This window comes from Sediminispirochaeta bajacaliforniensis DSM 16054, assembly GCF_000378205.1.
GTDB lineage: Bacteria > Spirochaetota > Spirochaetia > DSM-16054 > Sediminispirochaetaceae > Sediminispirochaeta > Sediminispirochaeta bajacaliforniensis.
Genome location: NZ_KB899406.1, coordinates 19,551 through 44,078, shown reverse-complemented (window position 1 = coordinate 44,078; position 24,528 = coordinate 19,551). Strand labels below are relative to the sequence as shown.

Here is a 24,528-nt window from a genome sequence, read left to right as displayed (position 1 = left end):
TTGTCAGATGCATGAGGGTAATGGAGATGAATGAAATAGTATTGGAAATGAAGAACATCAAAAAGAGTTTCTCCGGAGTACATGCATTGAAAGGCATCGATTTCTCGCTGAAAAAGGGCGAAGTCCACGCATTGCTGGGAGAAAACGGTGCCGGAAAATCGACATTGATCAAGACACTCGGAGGAATTTACCGCCCTGATGAGGGAACCATCACGATCCGGGGCAGCCAGGTGGTAATTGACAAGGTCACAACAGCACGGGAATACGGAATAGGGATCATTCACCAGGAAATTGTGCTGGTTCCCCACCTCTCCGTGGCCAAGAACATTTATCTCGGAAGAGAACCTTTGACGAGGGGGGGGATACTCGACGAGAAGCGCATGATAACGGAGGCCCACACGATGATTTCACGATTGGGGCTTTCCATCGATGTGACTCGTCCGGTTGAAGAACTAACCATCGCCCAGCAGCAAATGGTTGAAATTGTAAAAGCCATCTCCTTCAACGCCAAGATCCTGGTTATGGACGAACCGACCTCATCCCTTAGTGAAGAAGAAGTGGAGAAGCTGTTTGAAACAATTGGGAAATTAAAAACCCACAATGTAAGCATCATTTATATCTCTCACCGCATGGAAGAATTGTTCAGAATCTCCGACAGAATAACGGTCATTCGCGACGGCCTGTATGTCGGGACCAAGGACACGGACAAAACCAACACGCACGAACTGGTTGCCATGATGGTGGGACGAAACCTGGAAAGTTTCTATACAAGAACATACAACAAACTGGAGAGAGCGCCGGTTGTACTGGATGTAAAGCACCTTTCAAGCAAAGGCTATTTTGAGGATGTTTCTTTTTCCGTAAGGCGTGGTGAAGTGATAGGCTTTGCAGGCCTGGTGGGAGCCGGCAGAAGCGAGATCATGATGAGCATTTTCGGCTGCCCTCCGCAAAGATCATCGGGGACCGTTCTCCTCAATGGAGAAGAAGTGCATTTCACCAACTCCCTGCAGGCAATAAGAAAAGGAATCGGGTTCGTTCCCGAAGATCGAAAAAAACAGGGATTGGTCCTGAGCAACTCGGTCGGATACAACATTACACTTGCTTCGCTGAGATTTCTTATGAAGGGAATCTCAATCAGCAAAAACAAACGGCAGGCAATTATAGACAAGCACATCAAAAAACTGATGATAAAAACATCATCGGCAGACGCGGAGGTATCGAGTCTATCAGGGGGCAATCAACAGAAGGTCGTAATAGCAAAGTGGCTGGCAACACAGCCAAGCCTGCTCATTCTGGACGAACCAACCAGAGGCGTGGATGTCGGAGCCAAGTACGAAATATATACGATCATTAACCAGCTGGCTTCTGAAGGGATTGCAATAATTTTCATATCCAGCGAACTCCCTGAAATCATAAATATGTGCGACTCGGTATGCGTGGTCAGGGCCGGAAAAATCGTCAAACAGATTCCCCATGAAACATTGTCGCAAGAATACATCATGCAGTTTGCCGCAGGAGGAAAAGAGCATGAATAAAAACTTCAGGACCTGGCTTCGCAGCAATACCGTCACCACCATGCTCCGCAATAATGCTGGCATCTTGGTCGTCTTGATCCTGTTCGGGGTCTTCCTATCCTTTACCACCGATAACTTCCTCACGAACGGAAACATCATATCGGTATTGCGCCAGATTTCCATCAATATGTACATCGCCCTCGGGATGACCCTGGTCATAATCCTTGGAGGTATCGATTTATCTGTCGGCAGCATTGTCGCCATGAGCGGAACACTCATCGTCGGATTCATCGTTACTCAGGGGATTCCGTTATGGCTCGCCATTGTGCTGGGACTCCTGCTGGGGACCCTGGCCGGTCTGATAAACGGAATCATCATTGCAAAATTCAAGGTCCCAGCCTTCATCGTCACAATGGCAATGATGAACATTGCCAGCGGCGTTGCTTACGTATACAGCGGAGGCCGCTCCACAAGGATCACCGAAGACTTTTTCGTACAGATCGGAACAGGCTATATATTGGGGAAAATTCCCCTCCCCGTCGTTTACATGATAGTGCTGATCGCAGTCTTCGTATTCATGCTCAATAAAACGAAATTCGGTACCTATGTGTATGCAATCGGCGGAAATCGCGAATCGGCAAAGGTAAGCGGCGTGCCCATCATGAAGGTCGAGATAGCCGTATTCACCCTTACCGGCCTGCTATCGGCCTTCGCAGGGCTTGTGCTTGCCAGCAGGATGTACTCAGGACAACCTTCGGTGGGAAGCGGCTATGAACTCGACGCCATTGCTGCGTGTGTTCTTGGCGGTGTTTCAATGGCAGGAGGAAAGGGGCGTATCAGCGGGACCGTTATAGGTGCGATGGTCATTGGAATCATTTCAAACGGCCTGAACCTCATGGGCGTCAGCTCCTTCTGGCAGCTGATAGTGAAGGGAGTAATCATTCTTTTCGCCATCCTCATCGATACACAAAACGGCAAGGGAAGTGCATTTTCCACGTTCATCAAGAACGCCTCATTGCGTCATAGATCATAGATACTGGAGCAGCATATGAACATCTTTAGAAAACCATCATTCACCGAATCCACCGGTGATGCCATACCATTTTATCACGACGGCACCTACCATATTTTCTCATTGACATCCCCACCGGGAACTACGGTATATCCCGATCGACTCAGAACGACATGGAGTCATACCATATCTGAAGATCTGGTAACATGGAAAGAACTTCCGACAGCCCTTTATCCTGGAGAAGGCGACGAGCCGGACGCCTCGGGCGTATGGACAGGAGCCGCTCTTTTCGGAGAGGGAACATATCATATTTTTTACACTGGCTATAATATACATGCGGAATATCAACAAACGATTTGCCACGCCGTAAGCGACGATTCAATCTCCTGGCACAAGGATCCACGAAACCCAATTATCATTCCCAACACGGAGCTGTACGAAGCGCTTGACTGGCGCGATCCATATGTTTTTTACCATGAAGAGGAACATGAGTACTGGATGCTGATATCAGCACGCAGGAACAACGGACCAAGCACTCGACGTGGCTGCGTCATACTCTACAAATCCCCCGACCTGACATCCTGGCACTATTCCCGGGCCCTGTACACGCCAGGCCATACGAACTGTCCCGAGTGTTCCGAAATGTATAAAATAGGTGACACATGGTATCTTTCTTATTCCCGCTTTTCCGAGTTTGGCAACACCATCTATCGAATTGCCGATACCCCCTACGGGCCATGGAAAACCCCGGTAAAAGATGGTATAGGCGGCCGAAGATTTTACGCCGCGAAATCAATGAAAAACGACGAGGGGCGACGTTTCTACTTTGGCTGGGCCCACGATCGTGCAGGCAATAGTGATGCAGGCCAGTGGTATTGGGGAGGGCTCTTCTGTGTTCCGCATGAGGTTGTGCAGGATACAAACAAAGAACTCAATGTCAAACTTCCCATTGAAATAGAAGCCACCGCAAAACAGGAAATAGCGTGGAAACTTCTCCCTAAATTGGGGAATGTCGTGACGCATGGAAAAAAATCATTATCCGTTGCATCAAAAGAAACCTTCTCGTACGGTTTCTTTGATCACTGCGAGGAACATTTTCTCTTTTCTTGTACAATTTTGCCCCGGGAAGTTCACGATCATTTCGGCTTGCTGATCAAGTCCGACGACGATGCGGCAAATTGCCTCCTGCTCTCTTTTGATGTAGCCATGAACAGGGTTTCGCTCCTCAATCTACCCATGGGAGTCGATCCATTCTGGCAGCAATCCTGTCAGGCCATTCCCGAACCAAAGGAACCGGGCCCCGATGGTATCCGGGTCGCGGAAAAAGTGTTCAAAATCAGCCTCAATAGTACGATCGGAATAAAAGCTCTTATCGACAAGGACATGGTGGAACTGTTCATAAACGATGAGGTTGCCTTCACGTATCGCTACTTCGCCAAGGCAGACCATGAAATCGGATATATGGTACAGGATGGCGAGGTCTATTTCGATAGCATCACGATAAAAGTATAAGAGCGTATCAATATAGAGAGCCACCATACCGCCGGTTCACTAGCTGCCGGCGGTATTTTTTGTACATGCTGCCATGATTCCCAGTCAATTCATGACAGTCTGTTTTACCAGGCGTTCAAGATCGCTTGGAATGGTCTCGTGCAAGATATCTTTCCAGGCTTTTATAAGCTGTTTGGGTTTTACAACATACGGCTGAACACCGACAAATTTGAATGTCTCGTTACTAACTAATGCTTTTGCAACCGCCTTGGCCGTAGCCTCACCTTGCTCATAAGGGCGCTGGGTACTCAACCCCATCACCATCTTTTTTTGGGCCATATATGAGGCTATTTTATAATCAAGATCAAATGTAAAGATCGCTATATCCGTCCGCCCCATCTCTTCCAGAGCTTTGATTGCATACAATGCCGGCTGATCCCAGGAGATGTACAGCCCCTCAATATCCGGATGCTGTTTGATCATCTGTTTGCATGTATCATAGGCATGCTCGATCCTTCCAAAGGATTGAATGGCAACAATATCAATATGAGCGTACATTTCCCGGACCACCTTCTCCGCAGAAGCATCCCGAAGATGCGTGCCATAAAAGGGAGTACCATGAATAATAAACCCGACTTTTGCACTCGATCGTGCTTTAAAGTAGTCTCCAAGCAAAATTCCCGTGTTATTACCGTTTTCCCTCTCGTTCACCGAGACACAAGTGACGTAGGATTCTTTCGATAATCCTTCCGGCACATTGCTGATAAAGACCAGCTTGATCGTCTTGGAAAGCTCCTTGAATTTTTGTGCAGTGACATGATCATCGGTAGGGATGGCAATCAGCACATCGGGACGCTGGATCCGTATTGCTTCAAGCTGGGCCAGCTGCAACGACGGATCAAACTGCGCATCCATGACAGATACCACAGAAATCCCAAAAGATTCCAATGTTGCCCGAATAGCCTGTTCGTGCAGGCGGGTCCACGCGGTACCCCCATAATGAAAGGAAATCGCCACACGATAATTCTTGTCACGGAGCATACGTCGTTCGTCCGTCGTCAATATAATTTCATCGGGAGAAACAGCCTTTTCGCCAAAAGGTCCCATTCCCAGCATCCTTGTCGACTTTCGATTAATCAACTCGACACCCACTTGCAGGTCACGGCTTTCAAGCTGCTCTCCAGCCATCAAACGCAGTAAAGCGTCCCAGGCCCTTTGGGCCATCTGTTCGGTATCCTCTTTTAAAATTGTCAAGGGAGGAGCCGTGATTTCATAGAAGGGATTATCCCCATATGCAATTATGGAGACATCCCGAGGACATTCCTTGCCCATATTCTGCAGCGTTTTCAACAGATCACAGGTCAGCTCATTCCCAACTACAACACATGCGGAAGGTTGTTGTCTTTCATAGGCAAGCTTAATCTCATGCTCATATGCCTCTCCGTTCATATGGGGCTCAAATTCAAAAACAAGCGAGCCTCTGTAATAGAGTGAACTTTCCTCCAGTGCTTGTTGATATCCCTCAAGCTGATCTTTGCCAGTCGCCCCAATCCCCTGTATCTTGAGCAAGGCAATGCGCTCATGTCGGTTCTTGATCAGTTGTTTGGTACCAAGATATATCGCCTTCTTTATGGCAAATGTCACAGAGCAAATTTCATCTGAGTTGATTCTCCGCTCGATACAAACAAAAGGAATCCTTGAACGTAGCAATTTGCCATAGAATCTCGGATTATCGGTGGCAGGAACCAAAAGTATCGCCGCATACGTCTTTTTGGAAATAAGCGATTGTAGTATTTGCCTCTCCACCTGCTTATCGTCATTCGTGATATGCACGGAAAGCCGAAGGGTAGAATCTTCGGCTAAGGTATGAATATGGGAGGCGATACGAACATAGGTTTGTTCTTCGAGATTCGGCACCAGCAGGGCAACAGCACCACTGCGGCCGTACGAAAGGGACCCGTCGGCACCGGTTCTTTTATTCTGGTAACCTGTTGCTACAATCGCCTCCTGAACGCGCTGTACAAGCTCTGGCTTAACATAGCGTGTACAGTTGATAACATGAGAAACCGTTGCAATCGAAACACCGGCAGTATCCGCAACATCCTTTATAGTGACCTTTTGCCTTTTTGCCATTTCACTCTCTTTTTACGCAAATTTCCAGTGAATTATAAAGGTTATAGCAGAAACATGTCAAACAGAAGAATAAATATGCCAATAAAAGCAATAGGATATGCTTTTTTATATAAACAAATTGTTACCAACATGCATCTGGATGAAAAAGGGGACTGTATAAAAACAGAAACAGTGCCGGAGAAGTGGTTACCACCTGCTCCCCGGTCGTACGGTAAACCCTGTATTGGCGTTATTTTAAGCGTCGGTATGGTTTCTCGGCATCATTGGAGAGAGGAACTTCAAATTTGCAACGATCCCCCCGGACAATCGATTGAGTAAACTCATACACCTCATTATTTTCCAGATAGCCGATCCGCTCCACGGCAAAGGCAAGAGTCCCAGCGTGACAATTAAGAAGATCGCTCTCCTGTTTACTCACCTGAACCACTTCGTACGATTCCACACCATGATGCGGCATTATCCCACACTCTTTATTCAGAATATTGTAGAGTGATTCGTGTTCCAGACGATAGCTGTTTAAGACCGAGCAAATCTTGTAAGGGATATAGGTCTTTTCCAAGATAAGAGGAACGCCATCCGCTTCTCGTATCCGATAGATATAGTTCACCATAAAGCCTGAATCGGTAATACGAAAAATTTCCATCAGACGAGGATCGGCTTCGATAACCTCATAATGAATAATCCGCGAGGAGGGCTCCATACCCTCCATACGGGCCTGGGCGGAAAAACTGTACAGCGAGCTTACATTTTTTCGCAACTTCGGATTAGCGACAAAAGACCCCAGACCGCGGCGCCGGTATACAAAACCCTCTTTTTCCAGTGCCCCGAAAGCCTGCCGGGCAGTTGACCGACTAATTCCATACCGGGAACAAAGCTCGGACTCAGAGGGCATCCTATCACCCGGCTTTAGCTCTCCCGAAAATATACATCGTTTAATGATGAGAATAAGTTGGCTATATAAGGGCGTCTCATCTTCTTCGCTTACATTGTACTGAAAAATAGGGTTATTCTCCAAGCAACTATCTCCCGTATCTACTTTCCTCATCATAGAATAAACCCTATTATTTGACAATGATTACTGATTAATACAATCATCGATCAGAGCCATTCCCTGTATCAGCAATCGGGGAAGATGGAGTGTGCCTTTCCACGCAGAACCCTTTATCGGCAACGCAATGCTGCCGTCTCTGTGAAGATATCCATACCATTCACCATATTCATAATCGGGAAAGTGAGAAAATGTCCATGCATGAACCTCGTCATATGACGCCAGGTATTTGTCATCTTTCGTGATAACATACGCCAAGAGCAGCGCATAGAGACTTTCAGTATGCGGCCACCAATATTTCATATCCCATTCAACATGTTCGGAGGGTTTTCCTTCAAGATCAACAAAGGAAAACAAGCCTCCGTATGTTTCGTCCCATCCCCGTTCCAAAGATGCATCAAGGATTTGTAAGCCCAGAGCAATGGTATCTCTGTTACCACGATACAGCCCCTCCTGCATAAGAAACCAAGCCGTCTCAATTGAATGCCCGGGGTTTATGGTCCTCCCGTCCGGAGTATTAATGACAGAACCATCTTGTGCGACAGTCTCAAGAAGCGCCCTCTCATTGGGCTTAAAAAAGTAGCGCTGAATATCTCCGATGCAGGTATCGATTACCTGAGAAAAATCTGATGAAACATTTTTATCCACATCCATTGCTCTGATGACCTGTGTAGTCGACATAAGCAGCATGGTGGCCGTCAAACTCCGTATATTCCGGTTTTCACTATAAAATTTGGAAGGCAGTTCCTCGGGGTGATGATACAAATGGACAATAAGCTTGTAGGTTTGTAAAGCCAGTTCATAGGCTTCGCGATCATTTGCAGCCTTTGCATATTCACTTAGCCCCAATACACCAAAAGTTTCGGTAAACCAGTACCTTCGTTTTCGTAATTTCCTTCCTTGTTTATCCACAAGAAAGAACATCCGTCCGTCGGAATCTATACAGTGATTTTTAATAAACTCATAGCCATTCTTTGCAGCAGCAAACCATTCATCATTCTTTTCTATCTCATTATATAATTTTGAAAAGAACCACAATGAACGATTCTGCAGCCAGACAGCTTTATCGGAACACAGCAAGCTTCCATCGCGGTCAAGATAATGAAAATAACCGCCGTTTTTTCTATCAATGGAAAATTTCATCCAAAATGGGACCACATCATTGAGCAATGTTTTGCTATATATATAGCGTAGCTGTTCTAATCTATGGGTATCAATACATCCGTCCATCATTCTGCCCTTCTGTTTCCTTTATCGATTCTGTTTGTTACTGGACACATCAAACCAAACCGCCATAAGTAATATCAGCCCCTTTATCACATCCTGCCAGGCGGCAGTCAGATTTAGCAGGCTCATTCCATTGCCAAGACTTGTCATAACGAGAGCTCCGACCAATGCTCCGAAGAGCATACCCCGTCCTCCGGTCAGACTAATTCCTCCTATGACGCATGCCGCAATACTATCCATCTCAAATGAATTTCCAGCATTCGGCGTGGCAGATGCCAGTCTTGAAGTTAATACATTGCTGGCCACAGCCGAAAGAAAACCCATCATAACAAAGACCTTCATATATACCTTTCGAATATCAATACCCGATAATTTCGCGGCCTTACTATTACCGCCTACAGCATATATATACCTGCCGTATTGTGTCTTGTTGTACAAAAAGGCAAAGATGAAATAGAGAATAAGCAAAATGAGCACCGGAACAGGAATACCTTGATACGAATTAAATCCGAAAACAAAACCTCCTACCAACACTAGTACCAAGAAATACTTTCCGAAGAGTACTCTTTTTGATGTAATATCAAAGCCATATGAGGATCGCCTACGCCGCATGCCCTGTTCAAAGAATATAAAACCGCCAATACATATAATACCGAGAAGGATGCTTAGCCATCCGGGAAGGTATTCCTGCCCGAGCAGCGCAAAATCAGGATTGGAAACGGGAATCGAACATCCTTTCGTTACTAAAACAGTGGCCCCGCGAAAAATCATCATTCCCCCCAGGGTCACAATAAAAGCCGGAACATTTTGATATGCTATCCAATAGCCCTGCCACACACCTATGAGTAATCCGGCCAAAAGTGAAATAGCGATGGCACATACACAATTCATATCATACTGCGTTTGTAGCAAGGCGGTAATGGCACCGGTTACCCCGACAACAGATCCTATTGAAAGATCAAACTCTCCTGACACAAGGCAGCCGACCATGCCGATTACCAGAATACCTTTTATACCGGTAAGCCGAAAAAGGTTGGAAAGATTTCGCACTGAAAGAAACGTACCACCGGTTAATATGGCAAAGAGTACCCAGATGACGATCAAGGCCCCCACCATTGCATAGGATCGTATACCTTTGATTAGCGTGTATCGATTTTCCAAAGAATTGGTTTGCAAAGACTTCATTTGTGTATTCTCCTATATCGATGCAGTCGCATATTGCATAATGCGTTCCTGAGTTGCTTCTGTATATGAAAGCTCACCAGTTAGGCGACCTTCACACATGACCAGAATTCTATCGGCCATGCCAATGACCTCCGATAATTCCGAAGAGATCATGACAATAGCAACCCCCTGATCAATCAGATCGTTCATAATTTCGTATATGTCATGTTTTGCTTTTACGTCGATTCCTCTGGTAGGCTCATCAAGAATGAGAACATCAGGTTTCGTCATCAGCGATTTTGCGATGACAACCTTCTGTTGATTACCACCACTGAGGTTCTGGACCAGCTGCTCTAATCCGGAGTACTTTAAAGAAAGTTTCTTTGCATATGTCTCGGTTTCACGAATCTCTTTATTGGAATCAATCTGCCTGAACCAGGAAACCATATTGGGAATATTTGCCAAGGTAGAATTTCTTATAATATCCATACACATGACAAGGCCCCGTTCTTTTCGATCTTCAACGACCAAGCCAATACCCTTTTTAATGGCATCATACGGTTTGTGGATATTAATCTTTTGTCCATGAATGAAGACGGTACCCGAAATCTCGTATCGCTCATATGCGCCGAATAACCCCATGAAAAGTTCCGTTCTTCCGGCTCCCATAAGTCCCGCAAAGCCCAGGATCTCACCTTTTTTCACGGTAAAACTGACGTGATCAACCAAAACCTTGGAGATCGCAGGGTCAAACACACTGAGGTCTCTTACCTCCATCACAATATCCGAAGGGAAATGTTCCTTTCGGGGATATTGCTCAGTTAGATCCCTTCCTACCATATGTTTGATTATGAGATGCTCATCAAACTCCCTTCTGGGGGCCGTTATTATACTTTTCCCGTCTCTTAACACTGTTATGGTATCGCTTATTTCCAGGACACGATTAATCTTGTGCGAAATATACAGACAGGTAATGCCGTCATTCTTTAAAGAACGTATGATGTCGAAGAGAATGAGAGCGTCGGAATCAGGTAGGGCCGAAGTAGGTTCATCAAATATGATCACCTCGACGTTTTTGGAAATTGCCTTTGCAATTGCAACGATTTGCTGTTGTCCGACACTCAGCATCTCAACAGGAATATCCGGTGATATAGAGGATTTTAGTTGTTGAAGAATCTTGATTGACTCATTTCGCATGCAGTTATAGTCAATAACGCCATGCGTTTCAGGTTCATTTCCAAGGAAGATATTTTCACAAACTGTCATATTGGGGATCAGTTCAAGCTCCTGGTATATGATGCTAATTCCCGCTTGTTCAGCCTGTTTGGTGTCCCTATTGTGCTGTTCAACACCTTTAAACATGACGCTGCCGGAATATTCGCCATAGGGATATACTCCAGCCAATATTTTCATCAAGGTAGATTTTCCGGCCCCGTTTTCTCCGACTATCGCATGGACTTCGCCTCGGTTAACACGAAAACTTACTTGATTCAGGACAACGACACCAGAAAACCCTTTGACTATTCTCTCAAATACTAAAAAGCTACGGTTATCCATGCGTACAACTCTCCATTTTGCAAGATCAAGAAACACAAAGAGTGCCCGGACGACTATAGAGCAGTCCGGGCATACATCAGCTACTTAGGCCACCGATTTTTCGGAACGTTTTTGTATACATCTTCCATCTTTTGCAGTTTTTTCCCGATCACGATATCGTACAAAGTATCAGAAGTTATCTTACTGGCAGACAGAAGAACAGCAGGAACCGACTCACCACCGGCCTCAACGGTTCCATTAACAGCCTGATGGTCCACACCCATTGCAAGATCTATCGCCGCATCGACGGCAGCTTTCGCAATAAAATCATGTTCGAAAAGCATAGTCATGCTTTGACTTCCTTCGGCAATCCTCTGGAGAGCAGCCACATCGCCATCCATTCCTGTTACAAAAACCTTTCCATCAAGGCCCTGTGCCTTTAGTGCCTGTATGCAGGCTCCTGCCATGGTGTCGTTTTCAACTAATACAGCCTGAATGTTGTTATGTTCATTGGTAAGTGCGTTTTCCATATTTGACATGGCGTTCTCCGGCGACCAGGTATCGATGTACTGCTCATACACCACACTGATATCACCGCTGTTAATCTTCGGCTGAATGACATTGTAGAAACCATCCCGCAGCTGATAGGAGACATTATCTCCCGAGTCTCCTGCAATCACGACGTAGTTACCTTCTGGTACACTATTAGTTGCACTTTTCGCCATATCTTCGCCTATCATGGTAAAATCGTATCCCACAAACATTGTGAGTCCTTTATTATCAATGAGCCGCAGATACGAAATCACCGGAATACCGGCCTCCTTTGCGGCATCCAGACTCGAAGACATTGCATTAACATCCTGAGGACCGATAATGAGGCAATCCACATCCTGAGTTATCAGATTATCTATTTGTTGATTCTGTACATTTGCATCGGTATCGGCATCCTGGACAATAAGCTTCACACCTTGCTGCTTTGCATATGCAATAGCAATTTCCTTTTCAGCAGCCCAACGCTCCTCACGCAATGTAGGGAAAGAGAATCCGATGACAACCTCTTCCTTGCTCTTACTCTCCGCCGTGCGTTCCTGCGAACCTTCTGCGCTAACGAAGAACGGGACTAAGAATAAAACTAATGCCATTACACTTGATAACATTTTCTTCATCGCTCTTACCTCCATAATGTTCTAATAAGCTGTCTATCTTTAGATCAGCTGTTCATCAAGCAAGATTTCAGCTACCCACCGTGCCGCAGTGCCGACAACACAGGGGCACTTGTATTCATGCGCACCAGAATTTCCGAAAGCTGCTTTTTGACGAGCATCACGTAGTAGGAAAAATTCACCGAACAGTTTTTCTTGCACACCTTTTCCAAGGACGCTTCCATAGGTTTCGACATATTTATCATGTAATCTCTGGGCCATAGAAAAAGAACGGTACTGGTTCTCTTTATCATTGGAAAACGTATCGAAACTTCTGCCGATAAAGGTCCCCATGTACAGGATTCCCCCGGAATATCCCCCGCAGGCACCATCTCCACATTGCGCCATGCCTCCGGAAAGTGCGGTGGCAGCTTTAAAAAGGCTCTTATCCACCGGCGTAATCGTTTCCCCTAATCCATACAAGATACATTGGGAACAGCCGTGGAAACGAACTTCAGCCTGATATGCGGCTTCGTAGACCTCTTTTAACCGTTTTACCCGTCTTGCTGCATCAACGCGGGGAGGATCCTGGGAAAACTTACCATACTGTTCATATATAAGCTGAATAAGATCGGGGTGCCGGTCCAAGACTGTATATCGCTTAACAGCATATCTAAGCCCGACATCAACCGTGTAGCTTCCTATTTCTTCAAGAAATGTATCTTTCGTCCCCGCCTGCATGAACATCAGAGCAATAGCGGTAGCAAGATAATAGGCAAGCTTCCCTTTTTTTCTGTATGAAAGGGTCGCATTAATAAGCATCTCCAACCATGAGCAAGCAGTTGCCGCGCTATCCATCGAGATGCCATGTTCGAGTTCACCGCTTTCCTGCAATTCACAAACCGTAGAATGCACAATGTGGTTAACAGCTTCGGCATCCAGGTTGCGTGAAGAGATGAGTAATTCCAAGAAATTTCGTAATGTATATTCGTTGCTTTTCTTTTCCATTACAAACTCGACCTATGTGTTATTTCTCTTTCAGGGTACCGGCTTGTTCACGCTGCCTGCATTCATCAAGGATTGTCTTTGTCGCCGTTGCACCAAACCGCGAGGCCCCAGCAGCACGCACATCAAGTGCAGCATCTAAGGTTCTGACACCCCCGGCAGCTTTGATCTGCACCTTTGGGCTGCATGATGCACGCATAATCTGCAGATCATGAATAGTCGCACCGCCGGTCCCGAAACCCGTCGACGTCTTTACAAAATCAGCCCCGGCAGCCTCCGACAACTCACAGGCTATCTTGATGAGATTGTCATCGAGATAGCAATTTTCTAAAATCACCTTCACAAGAGTATGTTTAGCGTGGGCCACAGCAACCAGTGCTTTTATTTCTTCTTGTACGTATGCATAGTCATGAGACAAAAGCCTTCCGATGTTGATGACCATGTCGAGTTCCACTGCTCCGTCAGCCATGGCCTCTTCTGCTTCATAGAGCTTTACCTTGGTGGTATGTGCCCCATGGGGAAAACCAATAACCGTTGTTACCTTTACCTCCGTCCCCGCCAGTATCTCCACCGCCAACCTGACATCGGCAGGATGCACACAAACCGATACCGTCTCGTACGCCTTTGCCAGCTTCAATCCTTCCCGAACCTGCGCAGTAGTCAGATTGGGCCTTAAAAGGGAGTGATCAATCATTTTTGCAATGTCGTGCGTCGTAATCATGTAATACCTCTTATATTTCAAATGTTTGTAACATTTACAACATATGATGGTATATCGTCTTTTCTTGTTTGTCAATAACATTAATGTCGCAGAGAAAGGCCACGCAGCAGAGGCTTGGTATTCAACACGATATGACGTGTTGACGATCCGTCTCCTCCAAGACGAGAGACGCAGCATTCAACGGTCCGTTCGACCATCTCATCCCAAGGCACGGCTATCGTTGAAAAATTCAGCTCTTCAGACACCGGCATATTATCGAACCCCATGATAAAAGGAGGAGCTATACCACTATCGGAGCAATAATGAATCACCGCAGATGCTAATTTGTCGTTACAGCAAAACACAGCACACTTTTCTTTTTTTACCTCTGTTTCAAAGAGGGTCGGTACGTGACGCAGGGCCTCTTCAAAATGCCAAGTCCCTGCCGATACCACCTGCGCATCAGGAAGTTCGGAAAGAAAACCGGAAACCCTTGCCCCACTGCGTTCATCATCTTCAGGACCGGCAAAAACACGACATGCATCCAAAGAAAGATATTCTTTGAAAATCTGAGCAGCGGCAGTCCCTCCGGAGTAGTTATCAATATACACACTGTCGACCCAAATCGACGAAAGACCCGGTGCAGCTTTTTGGTTCAACAAAAAGCCAAACATATTTTGCCGGTAAAGCTGCATTTGAAGATAACCCGTATCGATCATTACCGGATAAAGATCGTCCTCCAAAACAGTATTGCGATCGGTCCATACGATTTTATGAGGAAGATCAACCGCTTCAAGACGAAGGACCAGTTTATGCAGCAGGAAAGCACTGTAGCTTGTTTTAATTTGGGCCCGTTCGGATACATAAAGACCTACCGCGTCATACGTATGATGCTCTCCCTTGACAAATGAACCGGACTGGGCCTTTCGGCCCAGGTAGCCCTCCTCTTCCAGCTCTTTGAGAAGCCTGTGAGCAGTCATGTAGCTAATATGAAAGCGTGCGGCAATTGCACGATTTGAGAAAAAACGGTCACCGCTTTGATAGTATCCAGACGCTATACGGCCAATAAGATTTTGCTTGATTTCGGCAACCTTCCGGGTCCTTCCTTTCGGCATTTATACAAAGCTCTTTATATGCGAAAGGTCGTCACGGTAGGCATCACAGGCCTCCTGAACAAGCGGCTGCTGAATAAAAGCACGGATATCGTTCGGAAATATAAAACCGGATTTTACACCATGAGCAGCATAAAAACTTAGGTCTGTAACATTATACAGACCGGTACAAATTTCAACATCGAGTTCCTGGGCATCAATGATCTGTTGCATTCGCAGTACTTCTTCGATCTTCGAGGAGACTCCTGCCTGCTGGATCATTCGGCTGTAGGGTGCAATAGCTATTGCTCCGGCCGCTACGGCAAGAAGCATAAGAGGAGCCGTGGGCACAATCGTAGCCATGGCAATCGATCCCTGTTCTGTCAATGCACGAATAACGCGTAAACCGGCCGGTGTTGCAGGTACTTTGATGCGCATTTTGTTTGGATCTATGGATACCATCCTATCAGCCTCTCCCATCATCGCGTCAAAAGTCCCGTCGCCTATCTGATAATAGAGAGAATCGGCTTTACTGCAAAGAGCCTTAAAGAGCTTTACCGGATTCATCTCTTCTTTTGCCACAATAGTGGGGTTTGTGATGATACCCTCAAAAACACCTAGGGATAACAGCTCTTCAGCTTCCGTCGTATTTGCCGTTGCCAACCAGAATTTCATAATCTTCTCCTCACATTTCGCTAGAATTTTGCCCTGAAAGTTTTATACGCATCAAAAATAGACTTCTCTCGTTCCAAAACTTCATCAACATGCTGAGATACATTATGGCTTGGATACACCATTACGGGTACATCCCGCTTTTTCAGCAAAGCAGCTGTCTCCGACACAATTGTATTCATAACGATCATGGACATAACGGTTGAGGCCCCTCCGGATTTCTCACCATCGCCAATATCCACAATTGCGTCATGTGCCGGGACACAGGTATCGATGACATACGAAGCGACCTCATCCAGGCGCTTCCCCGAGGGGGCTTTCGAACTCTGAGATTTTGCATGCGCAAGGGACACCACCGCAATTGTTTGCATACCAAGCAAGTGGGCCATCTCTGCCATCTCGACAGGAAGTGCATTAATTCCGGAATGAGAAAAAACAATTAATGTATCATCAGAAGAAAAACGGTAATTCTCAAAAATAACAGCGGCAAAACCCGAGGTTTGTTCAAGAAACGACATCTGCCGCTGTCCGCCCTTTCCGGTAACGAATCCGTTAAACCCCAGGCTTGGTTCGGTCAGTTGATGAAAACCGATAAAAGAGCCAATCCGGGGAAAGGCCTCCATACACGGCAAGGCACTATGTCCTGCCCCAAAAAGATGGATCCCGCGTCCCGCCTCAATACTATTCGCACAACATGTTACCGCCTGTTGTAATTGCAGACAATTGCGTGAAACGAAAGTATCAAGGAGATCCTGTATTCCTTGAATAAATCGCGGCTCCACAGATTCCTCCTTTCCTAAAATTGTAGTGGACGATTCCAATTTTGTAAACTATAATATATCAGTTTATTTTTATTCTGATATATTTTAAGAGGTCGAATATGTACACATACTATGTGGGATTAGACATGGGCGGTACAAAACTCAAAGCAGCGGTACTGGATGAAGGCTATCAAATAATCAAAACGTTTTATTGCACTCCACAAAATGAGAAAACTACCCGGGAAATGTGCTCCGAAGAGTGGAAAAAACTCATCACTCCATATCTTGCTGAGCTTGAACAAGAATACCATGCATTACCTTCCGCATTCGGCATTTCGACTCCGGGAATCCCGAAAAAAGACCATACGGCAATAGGCCACATGCCAGAACGACTAACCGACATTCAAGGTTTGGATTGGAGTGAACTTCTCAAGTATCCTGGAAAAATCTATACGGTAAACGATGCAAAAGCGGCTTTTATTGGAGAAATTCAAGCCGACGAGCTTAAGCACATCAAAAATATCTGTATGCTTACGTTGGGTACCGGTGTGGGAGGTGCTGCAAAAGTCGATGGGATTCTGTTGGAAGGAAACATTGGCAGAGCAGGACACCTTGGAAATATGAGTGTGGATATGGAAGGTAGACAAGCTCTGACAGGCATCCCCGGAGGGTTAGATAATTTGGTCGGGAATTGCCAGATCTCCGAAAGGACGCATGGTTTATATGATGACCCGCTTGGTCTTGAAATGGATTATGTCAAAGGAGATCCGGCGGCCGTTGAATATTGGTTAAAGATGGTAAAGGCCCTGGCCGTGGGGATTGCTTCGCTAATAAATATACTTGATCCCGAAATTATGATAATAGGCGGAGGAATTGCAAATGCCGGAAAAAATCTTTTCGGCCCCCTCAAGCGATACCTCGATCTTTATGAATGGAGGCCCTATGGCATTCCGACAAAGATTATTCCCGCAGCAAATGGTGATTTCTCCGGCGCAATTGGCGCAGCGATATTTGCTCATGCGTGGCAACTGCATATCGACTCAGGATCAAACGGGCAGTTAGTAATATAACCAATAGAGCCGGCCATAGCCATCTGCAGCCTTACCGAAATAGTGCCAGGATTTCCTCCCGGTTCATCTTTCCTATAAGCGAGGAATCGAAGGAGAGCAGCTCGTTGGCGACACGCCGCTTATGTTCCTGAAGCTCTATAATCCGTTCCTCAACGGTCCCGGCAGAGATGAACTTGTAGGCAATCACAGGCCGCCTCTGGCCGATACGGTGACTTCTATCGATAGCCTGAGATTCCACCGCGGGATTCCACCAGGGGTCGAGGATAAAGACATAGTCGGCTTCGGTGAGATTGAGACCGGTTCCTCCGGCCTTGAGGCTGATAAGAAAGATCCCCTTTGCGTTTTTAAACGAGCGAATGGCCTGTTCCCGTGCACGAGTCCCCAGAGAACCATCAAGATAGGCATACTCCATCTCCTTTGCTTCAAGGCGCGCGCGCAGCAATGAGAGGACCTTGACAAACTGACTAAAAATCAACACCTTGTGGCCCTCGGCGAGGAGGGTTTCCAAAAGCTGAATTACGACATCCAGTTTGCTGCTGGTTTCGGGCTTCTCATCCAGAAGAATCGGGGAAATGGCAGCCTGGCGGAGTCTGAGCAGGGCCATCAATATTGCGTTGGCTACCTTGAGAGATCCGGGCTTGGCATCGATGAGACTTTTAACCTCCGCCCGCATAGACTCCTTCAACCGGGTGTAGAATCGAGCTTCTTGGGAGGAGAGCTCTACTTTGTACAAAACCTCTTCCCTTGCGGGAAGCTCTGAAGCCACAATCCCTTTGGTGCGTCTGAGAATAAAAGGAGCGATTCGTTTCCGCAGGTTTGAAGTTATCTCCCCATTACCGGCGTTTACCGCCTTTGCGTAGTGACGTTTAAACGCCTCTCGTGTACCCAACAGGCCGGGATTAACGATATCCATCACGGCCCATAGCTCCATTACCGAGTTTTCGATAGGGGTTCCTGAGAGGGCTAAAGCACGATCTGCCGAGAGTGTCCGAACGGTTTTGTAGGTTTTCGTTGCTGCATTCTTAATGTTTTGACTTTCATCAAGACAAAGGAGATGCCAGGATATTGATGTAAACTCCCCGGCATCCAGCCTGAGAATCTGATACGAGGTAAGAACCACACCCCTGGGGGCCTTTCCCAGGGGTGCTCTGTCGGTCCCAATGTGAATTGTTACCTCCATTTCCGGCAAAAACCGGTGAAATTCCGAGGCCCAGTTGGGAACGACACTTACGGGGGCCACGATCAGATAGGGACCGGAATCTCCCCTCCGAAGAGTATCCGCCAAGAGGGCAATGGTCTGGATCGTCTTTCCCAGTCCCATATCATCGGCCAGTATCCCTCCCAGGTTGTAACGTTCCAGAAAGCGCAACCACTCCAGTCCGGTTTTCTGATACTCCCGGAGCTTCGCCCGGAGGAGAGGACTAGGGGGCTCTTGGCGGGTATCGAATCCGGTCTCAAGCCTGGCGATGATATTCCGGCTGCGTTCCAGTCGGGGATCGTCGATGCCATCTATCAGGGAACCGAGATCCTGAACGGTTGCGATATCGTTGGGATACAAACGAAAGCTGCCCGATTTCCCTCGATCCAGTTCGTTAAGATGGATCAGCCGATCCACCTGATCATCATCCAAAACAATGAAATGATCTTCCGCAGAAAGCAATCGGCGGGATAGATCCAGCGAGTGAGTACCAATATCTTGTCCATCTATAGAAACTCTAAGGTCAAGCCAATCCACCCCGCTGGCGGATTCAATCCTGATTTCACCGGCAGGATGAATCGGGATGCTATTCAAACGGAGTAACAAACCGGCAGCAAGCAGCTCGTGAGCCTTTTCCTTCAGGAATTGAACCAGAGTCATGTTGACTCTGAACAGCGAAGCATCGGGGGAAAAGCCTTCAGAAGCGCCCATACTGCGTGAAACCTGCTTCAAAGCAGCCTGATAGTCCACACGGGGAATCACCCAATATCCATCAGCATGAAGGGAGACTTCGGAATCTGGAAGCGAGGCGTGGTCGATACCGACCGAAAACTCAAGACCTTGGGGAACCTCGGTGATGTCGAGAGTAAGCCTGGGAATATTATCGGAAAACCGAAACTCAGTTTTTACTTCCGCAAGGCTTATCTGCTCCTTCGGAAGCAGCCTTTCCAACTCCCGAATATTCTCAGGACGCCAGGGCAGAAGGCCATTAACCAAGAGATCAAGGGCTCGATTTTCCGTACCGTTATCCACGGGGACGAGGGCCAGCAGACCGGAAAGGGGATGAAAGAGGAATTTCTCTGCACCCCGTCTGTCCAGAAGGCACTCCCTCGCAGCAACATGCTGCCGACGCCCCTGGGAATCGATATATGCGAGCAGTGGCTGAAATTCAACCTCCCCATTTTCTTCCAGTTGCGGTCGAAAATCCACCTCAAGACCCTCGACAGGGAAAATAGTGATGGGGACCGGGGGAGTTTGCCCGTTATCGACGTAAGCAGGAATCCCCTTTTCCCCGAGAAGATAGCCTATGCCGGTGTGAAGATCCAAACGGTTTCCTTCATACTCGAGGCATGAAGAAAGGAGCATTTTCTCCCTGTCGGATACATCTGCAAGATGAGCCGAATCACGAAAATTCGAAATTGCACCGAGCTCACCGTCTTGTCGTATGTACCGAAGGGCAGGACGGACGAAAAGTTTCGACCGGAAAGCATAGGAGGGGTAAGGCCCTATGAGGAAAAGAAGGCGGAACCGCTTCTTCGGATCGCGGACAGGATGCTGCGGCTCTTTGATCAGATCACGGACCCAGGATTCTCCAGAGGCACGAGAGAACGACTTCGAAATCCCTAATCCGGAAGGTAAAGGAAGCTTGTCGTTTATTGCCGTCAGCAGGGATGCCCAAATATGCTTACAAAAGTCATCGTAGGGACAATTGCAGCTTGAAGCCGAAAGGTCGTCTCCTTTGTCTCCCTTCGTCCTAAGCACAACAGAATAGGGCATTCCCCGGCTCCCCTCCACCGAGAAAAAGGCTCCTTCAGGAGAGAGGCTTTCGAAGGCCACCCGGCCTTCCCGAAAGTACTCTGCCCCCCGATGTCGAATAATCGGTTCAAACAAATGCTTGGCTGCCACCAGATGCTTTGATGTAAAAATCATATCAGAGAAGGGATATTCATCATGTATGCTCTTTTGGGATGCCATCAGCACGCTCCTTGCACCGATTACACGGTATACTGATCCTAAAGATACTACACAAGAAGCGACTGAGGCTATTCATGGCTCATTACAAAACATACGCTGCAAAAATCACGGAGTGGTTTCGGAGGATTCCCGCCGCACCAATGTAACCGGCAGGACCGTTCGAATCGGGACGACCTCCCCTTTCATTTTCTGAAGAATGATCTCGATTGCATATTTACACATCAGTTCTATGGGCTGGCGGATGGTAGTGAGCGTCGGGGTGGTCAGGGTTGCTATTTCTATGTCGTCGAAACCAACAAGTTTCACATCCTCGGGAATACGAATCCCCTTCTTGTAACAGGCCTGAATAGCCTGTGCAGCAATGACGTCACTTGATGCAAAGATACCGTCTATCTCCGGATTTTCTTCAATCAGGGTATCTATCTCGGGCCTATAGCGACGATTATCAAACTGTTCCTCATTCGTCGTAAATATCAGAGGATGAACGTTCGCCGCATTACATATGTCGATGAAAGCCTTTGCTCTGTCATCGGCGGGAAGACGGACATGCAGGCTGCCGTTAAGCATTGCCGGATGGGTACAGCCCGATTCCAGGAGATGTTTGGTTGCCAGAACCCCTCCGAGGTAATTATCGCAGAGAACAGCAGGAATCTGATTGGAAATAGATCGCTCAAAGGTCACTACCGGAAAAGAGTAGCCGAGGTATTTTTCAACCTCTCCACTTCGTGTACATAAGATAATTCCGGCAACCTTATTTGATCTTAGCATATCGAAGTATTCCATTTCTTTTTCGATATTCCGCTGAGAATTGCAGATCATTATCTTGAAGCCATGCTGTGCCGCATACAACTCAAAGTAATTAATACTCACGGCAAAAAAGGGATGCAACAGAGAGGGTACAATAATACCGATCGAGTTGGTCTGATTCTGTGCCAGAGCACGGGCAATCGCGTTGGGACGATAATCCAACTCTTTCATCGCCTGATAGACTTTTTTTCTGGTCTTGTCGCTTATATATCCTCTGTTGTTTAGGACCCGAGAAACAGTGGTCACGGTAATACCGGCACGCTCCGCAACATCCTTGATCGTAGCCACTTACATGCTCCTAGTGAAAAAGCCATCATCAGAGACCTCAAGGGTCAAGCCATCGTAGGTAAGCCTCAGGCCTTCTTCAGCTATCAAGTCCTGAAACTCATCATGTATCATACCGCACATATGAGAGAAATGGTTGAGGTAGATTCGAGAAGCAGGGGTAATTCTTCCCATTTCTTTCAGCTTTCCGCAGAGCGACCGAACTTCCTTGATCCCCATATGTCCATCGCCATCGAGCGTTCCCCGGGCGCAATCGAGGCTTACGACGCTAAAGGGGTGAGGCAAGCGTTCGACCCCGGAAAAAAAATCTTCGGTTGGGGCACCGGTATCATTGGCGTAGAGTAAGGAGTGTTTCCCTTCCCGGACGCAATAGAGGAAGCACTCTTCGTCGGGGATATGCTGTGCCGGCAGTGGAGTAAATTCCAGGCCCTCGATCAGATAGGGCCGGTAGGCTTTCAGTTCATGAAAAATAAGAATGTTTCTATCGGCATGTGGCTGGGAGGAAAAGGCATGTTCTATTTTTCCGATAATTGCACTGCTCCCGTAGACATGGATGTGATTTTGAGAAGGGGGTATATCGGGGAGATGGGAGGATCCGGTCCGGCACCTTAACATCAGGGAAAAAAGGTCCAAGTGATCTTCATGTGAATGGGTACAGACAATTGCCTTAATCTTCGACATGCGAATGCCGAAGGAGAGGCTTTGTGCAAAAATGTCGGGAGATATGTCGATGAGGACAGAGTCGTTCAATAACGTACAACTTCTCATCTTCAGGTTTTTTCCCCGCCGGTCCCTTGCCTTCCTGCAAGCCGCACATTCGCAAAAAAGCCCGGGAAAACCCTCGGCAGCTCCTGTTCCGAGATATTTGATTCGCATGGCTAACCTTTGATACCAGTCATTGCCAGGGATTGAATGAATTGCTTTTGGAACAATACAAATATGATAAGGACCGGCAGCGTCATAAGTGATGCGAAGGCAAAAATTTGTCCCCAGAAGATATAGACATCGGTGGACAACGCACGTAAAGCCAGGGGAAGGGTTCGATATGTTTCATCCCGGGTAACAAGAGTCGGCCATAGCAGATCGCCCCAGGATCGAATAAATCCCATAATGGCAACCGTGGAGATGACCGGTTTCGACAATGGGAGCATGATTTTCCAGAATATACCGTTATAGGTTTCACCATCAACGATAGCGGCCTCGAGCAACTCCCTCGGCATCCCCTTAAAATGGTTATAATACAAAAAAATAAACATGGGATAGCCGACAGTTGGTAATGCAAGCCCTGCGTAGCTGTTAAGCATGTGCAAATGAAGCGCAACCATAAAACGGTTGATGATAACAGATTCGGTGGGAATGATTGCAAGCGCAATAATAAAAGAAATCATAAACTTCTTTCCCTTGAAGCTAAGCAATCCCAAGGCATATCCCATCATTGCATTGAGAATGGTAACCAACGAGACATTCAGGATGGCAACAACCGCGGAATTCTTAAAAAACTTAAAGAAATTCACCTTTCCTATTATTGCCGAGTAGTTTTCTGCGGAGATATGGCCGGAAGGAATAAAGGCCCTGAAGGTCGACATATCTTCTACAATTTGGGCATCAGTTTTCACGGAAGAGACAAACATGTAAAGCATAGGAAGCACAAATAGGCATGCGACCACTATGTAGGCAAGATACAAACATGCGACAGATATATGTTTTCGACGTATGGATATTGATATCATAATATTACTTCTCGCTCATGGCATAATTCTGGATCAGCGAAATGATCAGCACAATCAGGAAAAAGACAACGGCAATGGCCGAAGAATAGCCCAACTGACTATTGATAAAACCGGCTTTATACAGCAGATATACAACTGAAGTTGTTGAATGGTTTGGACCACCGTTCGTCAAAACATAGACCTGGGTGAAAAGCTTCAGGGTATTGATGGTCGTGGAAATAAGGACATAGACCAGGGTGTTTTTCAGCAGAGGCACGGTGATGTAAAGAAATTTCTGAACAATGCTGCAACCGTCCAGACGACCTGCTTCGTAAAGCTCTTCCGGAATATACTGCAGCCCCCCCAGGATTATTATCATCTGAAGACCTAAGGATTGCCATATGTACATAACGGCAATACAGAACAGGGCCTGATTCGAGTTCTGAAGCCAGCTCTGAGGTGGTATTCCTATCAATCCTAAAAAAGAATTAAGGAGCCCGCTCTCTCCCGGCGAAAAAATAAAAGACCAAACAACCGCCACGACGGTCATTGTCACGACCTGCGGGCTAAAGTAAATCGCCCGGAAGGTTTTCACTCCCTTTACCTGCCTGTTTACGAACACGGCTAAGATGGTACCAATTACCATAATGGCGGGTACGACCATAAGCGCGTAGAGACCGGTATTGACGAAAGCCTTTGCCGCGATATCGTTTGAAAGAATTTTCAGATAGTTTCCCACCCCAACAAACTCGGTCGATCGTCCTATCCGCGGAACAAGCATCTTATTTGTAAAGGAATATGCAATCGAGAGACAAAAAGGGATAAGGTAAAACAAAAAAACCGAAAGTAGTGCAGGCGCACAAAACAGCCAGGCCGTTGCTGTTTGCCCGTCACGAATGTGATGACTTCTTCTCAACGAAATGCTTCTTCTATTCATGGTAAAGATACTCCGAAGTGCAAGAAAGGAGGGCATACGAAACTGTATGCCC

20 protein-coding genes are annotated in these 24,528 nt (G+C 46.8%); 4 read left to right on the top strand and 16 right to left on the bottom strand.

The genetic code is table 11. From position 1 onward, the window contains the following. Positions 1-26: 26 nt before the first annotated feature. From F459_RS0100180 to F459_RS0100170, 3 genes are read left to right on the top strand one after another with little or no spacing between them, the layout of a single operon-like run. Positions 27-1,535 carry a sugar ABC transporter ATP-binding protein gene (locus F459_RS0100180; RefSeq protein ID WP_026294804.1) on the top strand — a complete coding sequence of 503 codons (1,509 nt, stop codon included), beginning with the start codon at positions 27-29 and terminating at the stop codon, positions 1,533-1,535. Next, on the top strand, positions 1,528-2,547 hold the full coding sequence (locus F459_RS0100175; RefSeq protein WP_020610721.1) for an ABC transporter permease: 1,020 nt from the start codon (positions 1,528-1,530) through the stop codon (positions 2,545-2,547). The genes F459_RS0100180 and F459_RS0100175 overlap by 8 nt, the downstream gene beginning before the upstream one ends. Before the next feature lie 15 nt (positions 2,548-2,562). Further along, the gene (locus F459_RS0100170; protein WP_020610720.1) at positions 2,563-4,038 is read left to right on the top strand and encodes a GH32 C-terminal domain-containing protein; all 1,476 of its coding nucleotides are present in this window, start codon (positions 2,563-2,565) and stop codon (positions 4,036-4,038) included. An 84-nt stretch (positions 4,039-4,122) separates the two neighbouring features. On the opposite strand, the gene F459_RS0100165 is transcribed toward F459_RS0100170, so the two are convergent. From F459_RS0100165 to F459_RS0100115, 11 genes are all read right to left on the bottom strand, one after another. Continuing rightward, positions 4,123-6,150, bottom strand: coding sequence for a LacI family DNA-binding transcriptional regulator (locus F459_RS0100165; RefSeq protein WP_020610719.1), 2,028 nt, complete (start codon positions 6,148-6,150; stop codon positions 4,123-4,125). A gap of 229 nt (positions 6,151-6,379) precedes the next feature. Continuing rightward, positions 6,380-7,198 (bottom strand): GntR family transcriptional regulator, encoded by an 819-nt coding sequence (locus F459_RS0100160; RefSeq protein WP_020610718.1) that lies wholly within the window; start codon positions 7,196-7,198, stop codon positions 6,380-6,382. 27 nt (positions 7,199-7,225) lie between these two features. After that, complete coding sequence (locus F459_RS0100155; protein ID WP_245540033.1) at positions 7,226-8,341, bottom strand: AGE family epimerase/isomerase; 1,116 nt, start codon at positions 8,339-8,341, stop codon at positions 7,226-7,228. Between the two features lie 108 nt (positions 8,342-8,449). Further along, positions 8,450-9,610 carry a sugar ABC transporter permease gene (locus F459_RS0100150; RefSeq protein WP_020610716.1) on the bottom strand — a complete coding sequence of 387 codons (1,161 nt, stop codon included), beginning with the start codon at positions 9,608-9,610 and terminating at the stop codon, positions 8,450-8,452. Between the two features lie 12 nt (positions 9,611-9,622). Continuing rightward, positions 9,623-11,146, bottom strand: a complete 1,524-nt coding sequence (locus F459_RS0100145) for a sugar ABC transporter ATP-binding protein (RefSeq protein ID WP_020610715.1) — start codon at positions 11,144-11,146, stop codon at positions 9,623-9,625. 80 nt (positions 11,147-11,226) lie between these two features. Continuing rightward, on the bottom strand, positions 11,227-12,291 hold the full coding sequence (locus F459_RS0100140; protein WP_020610714.1) for a sugar ABC transporter substrate-binding protein: 1,065 nt from the start codon (positions 12,289-12,291) through the stop codon (positions 11,227-11,229). A 39-nt stretch (positions 12,292-12,330) separates the two neighbouring features. Beyond that, positions 12,331-13,275, bottom strand: a complete 945-nt coding sequence (locus tag F459_RS0100135; RefSeq protein ID WP_020610713.1) for a C-GCAxxG-C-C family protein — start codon at positions 13,273-13,275, stop codon at positions 12,331-12,333. 19 nt (positions 13,276-13,294) lie between these two features. Then, positions 13,295-13,993: a deoxyribose-phosphate aldolase gene (gene deoC, locus F459_RS0100130; protein WP_020610712.1), complete on the bottom strand. Its 699-nt coding sequence runs from the start codon at positions 13,991-13,993 to the stop codon at positions 13,295-13,297. 80 nt (positions 13,994-14,073) lie between these two features. Continuing rightward, a complete protein-coding gene (locus F459_RS0100125) occupies positions 14,074-15,087 on the bottom strand; it encodes a GntR family transcriptional regulator (protein ID WP_020610711.1) in 1,014 nt (337 codons plus the stop codon). Further along, on the bottom strand, positions 15,088-15,738 hold the full coding sequence (locus F459_RS0100120; RefSeq protein WP_020610710.1) for a transaldolase family protein: 651 nt from the start codon (positions 15,736-15,738) through the stop codon (positions 15,088-15,090). It lies immediately after the preceding gene. Between the two features lie 20 nt (positions 15,739-15,758). Continuing rightward, positions 15,759-16,517, bottom strand: coding sequence for a sugar isomerase domain-containing protein (locus F459_RS0100115; protein ID WP_020610709.1), 759 nt, complete (start codon positions 16,515-16,517; stop codon positions 15,759-15,761). A 98-nt stretch (positions 16,518-16,615) separates the two neighbouring features. Between F459_RS0100115 and F459_RS0100110 the strand changes: the two genes are divergently transcribed. Beyond that, positions 16,616-17,566 carry an ROK family protein gene (locus F459_RS0100110; RefSeq protein ID WP_020610708.1) on the top strand — a complete coding sequence of 317 codons (951 nt, stop codon included), beginning with the start codon at positions 16,616-16,618 and terminating at the stop codon, positions 17,564-17,566. Between the two features lie 31 nt (positions 17,567-17,597). Here F459_RS0100110 and F459_RS0100105 read toward each other — a convergent pair whose 3' ends face one another. The 5 genes from F459_RS0100105 to F459_RS0100085 form a co-directional block, all read right to left on the bottom strand. Then, positions 17,598-20,738 (bottom strand): DEAD/DEAH box helicase, encoded by a 3,141-nt coding sequence (locus F459_RS0100105; RefSeq protein WP_020610707.1) that lies wholly within the window; start codon positions 20,736-20,738, stop codon positions 17,598-17,600. 105 nt (positions 20,739-20,843) lie between these two features. Then, positions 20,844-21,833 (bottom strand): LacI family DNA-binding transcriptional regulator, encoded by a 990-nt coding sequence (locus tag F459_RS0100100; protein ID WP_013256177.1) that lies wholly within the window; start codon positions 21,831-21,833, stop codon positions 20,844-20,846. After that, positions 21,834-22,706, bottom strand: coding sequence for an MBL fold metallo-hydrolase (locus F459_RS0100095; RefSeq protein WP_020610706.1), 873 nt, complete (start codon positions 22,704-22,706; stop codon positions 21,834-21,836). It lies immediately after the preceding gene. Positions 22,707-22,708: 2 nt separating this feature from the next. After that, positions 22,709-23,446, bottom strand: a complete 738-nt coding sequence (locus F459_RS0100090; RefSeq protein ID WP_245540031.1) for a carbohydrate ABC transporter permease — start codon at positions 23,444-23,446, stop codon at positions 22,709-22,711. 118 nt (positions 23,447-23,564) lie between these two features. Then, positions 23,565-24,476, bottom strand: a complete 912-nt coding sequence (locus F459_RS0100085) for a carbohydrate ABC transporter permease (protein WP_245540030.1) — start codon at positions 24,474-24,476, stop codon at positions 23,565-23,567. Positions 24,477-24,528: the final 52 nt, after the last annotated feature.

Coding starts and splice junctions, on each gene's coding strand:
- F459_RS0100135 (WP_020610713.1), bottom strand. CDS start 13,275: ATGGAAAAGAAAAGCAACGAATATACATTACGAAATTTCTTGGAATTA.
- deoC (WP_020610712.1), bottom strand. CDS start 13,993: ATGATTACGACGCACGACATTGCAAAAATGATTGATCACTCCCTTTTA.
- F459_RS0100105 (WP_020610707.1), bottom strand. CDS start 20,738: ATGGCATCCCAAAAGAGCATACATGATGAATATCCCTTCTCTGATATG.
- F459_RS0100160 (WP_020610718.1), bottom strand. CDS start 7,198: ATGATGAGGAAAGTAGATACGGGAGATAGTTGCTTGGAGAATAACCCT.
- F459_RS0100180 (WP_026294804.1), top strand. CDS start 27: ATGAATGAAATAGTATTGGAAATGAAGAACATCAAAAAGAGTTTCTCC.
- F459_RS0100165 (WP_020610719.1), bottom strand. CDS start 6,150: ATGGCAAAAAGGCAAAAGGTCACTATAAAGGATGTTGCGGATACTGCC.
- F459_RS0100120 (WP_020610710.1), bottom strand. CDS start 15,738: ATGAAATTCTGGTTGGCAACGGCAAATACGACGGAAGCTGAAGAGCTG.
- F459_RS0100150 (WP_020610716.1), bottom strand. CDS start 9,610: ATGAAGTCTTTGCAAACCAATTCTTTGGAAAATCGATACACGCTAATC.
- F459_RS0100170 (WP_020610720.1), top strand. CDS start 2,563: ATGAACATCTTTAGAAAACCATCATTCACCGAATCCACCGGTGATGCC.
- F459_RS0100125 (WP_020610711.1), bottom strand. CDS start 15,087: ATGCCGAAAGGAAGGACCCGGAAGGTTGCCGAAATCAAGCAAAATCTT.
- F459_RS0100110 (WP_020610708.1), top strand. CDS start 16,616: ATGTACACATACTATGTGGGATTAGACATGGGCGGTACAAAACTCAAA.
- F459_RS0100175 (WP_020610721.1), top strand. CDS start 1,528: ATGAATAAAAACTTCAGGACCTGGCTTCGCAGCAATACCGTCACCACC.
- F459_RS0100140 (WP_020610714.1), bottom strand. CDS start 12,291: ATGAAGAAAATGTTATCAAGTGTAATGGCATTAGTTTTATTCTTAGTC.
- F459_RS0100095 (WP_020610706.1), bottom strand. CDS start 22,706: ATGCGAATCAAATATCTCGGAACAGGAGCTGCCGAGGGTTTTCCCGGG.
- F459_RS0100155 (WP_245540033.1), bottom strand. CDS start 8,341: ATGAAATTTTCCATTGATAGAAAAAACGGCGGTTATTTTCATTATCTT.
- F459_RS0100145 (WP_020610715.1), bottom strand. CDS start 11,146: ATGGATAACCGTAGCTTTTTAGTATTTGAGAGAATAGTCAAAGGGTTT.
- F459_RS0100085 (WP_245540030.1), bottom strand. CDS start 24,476: ATGAATAGAAGAAGCATTTCGTTGAGAAGAAGTCATCACATTCGTGAC.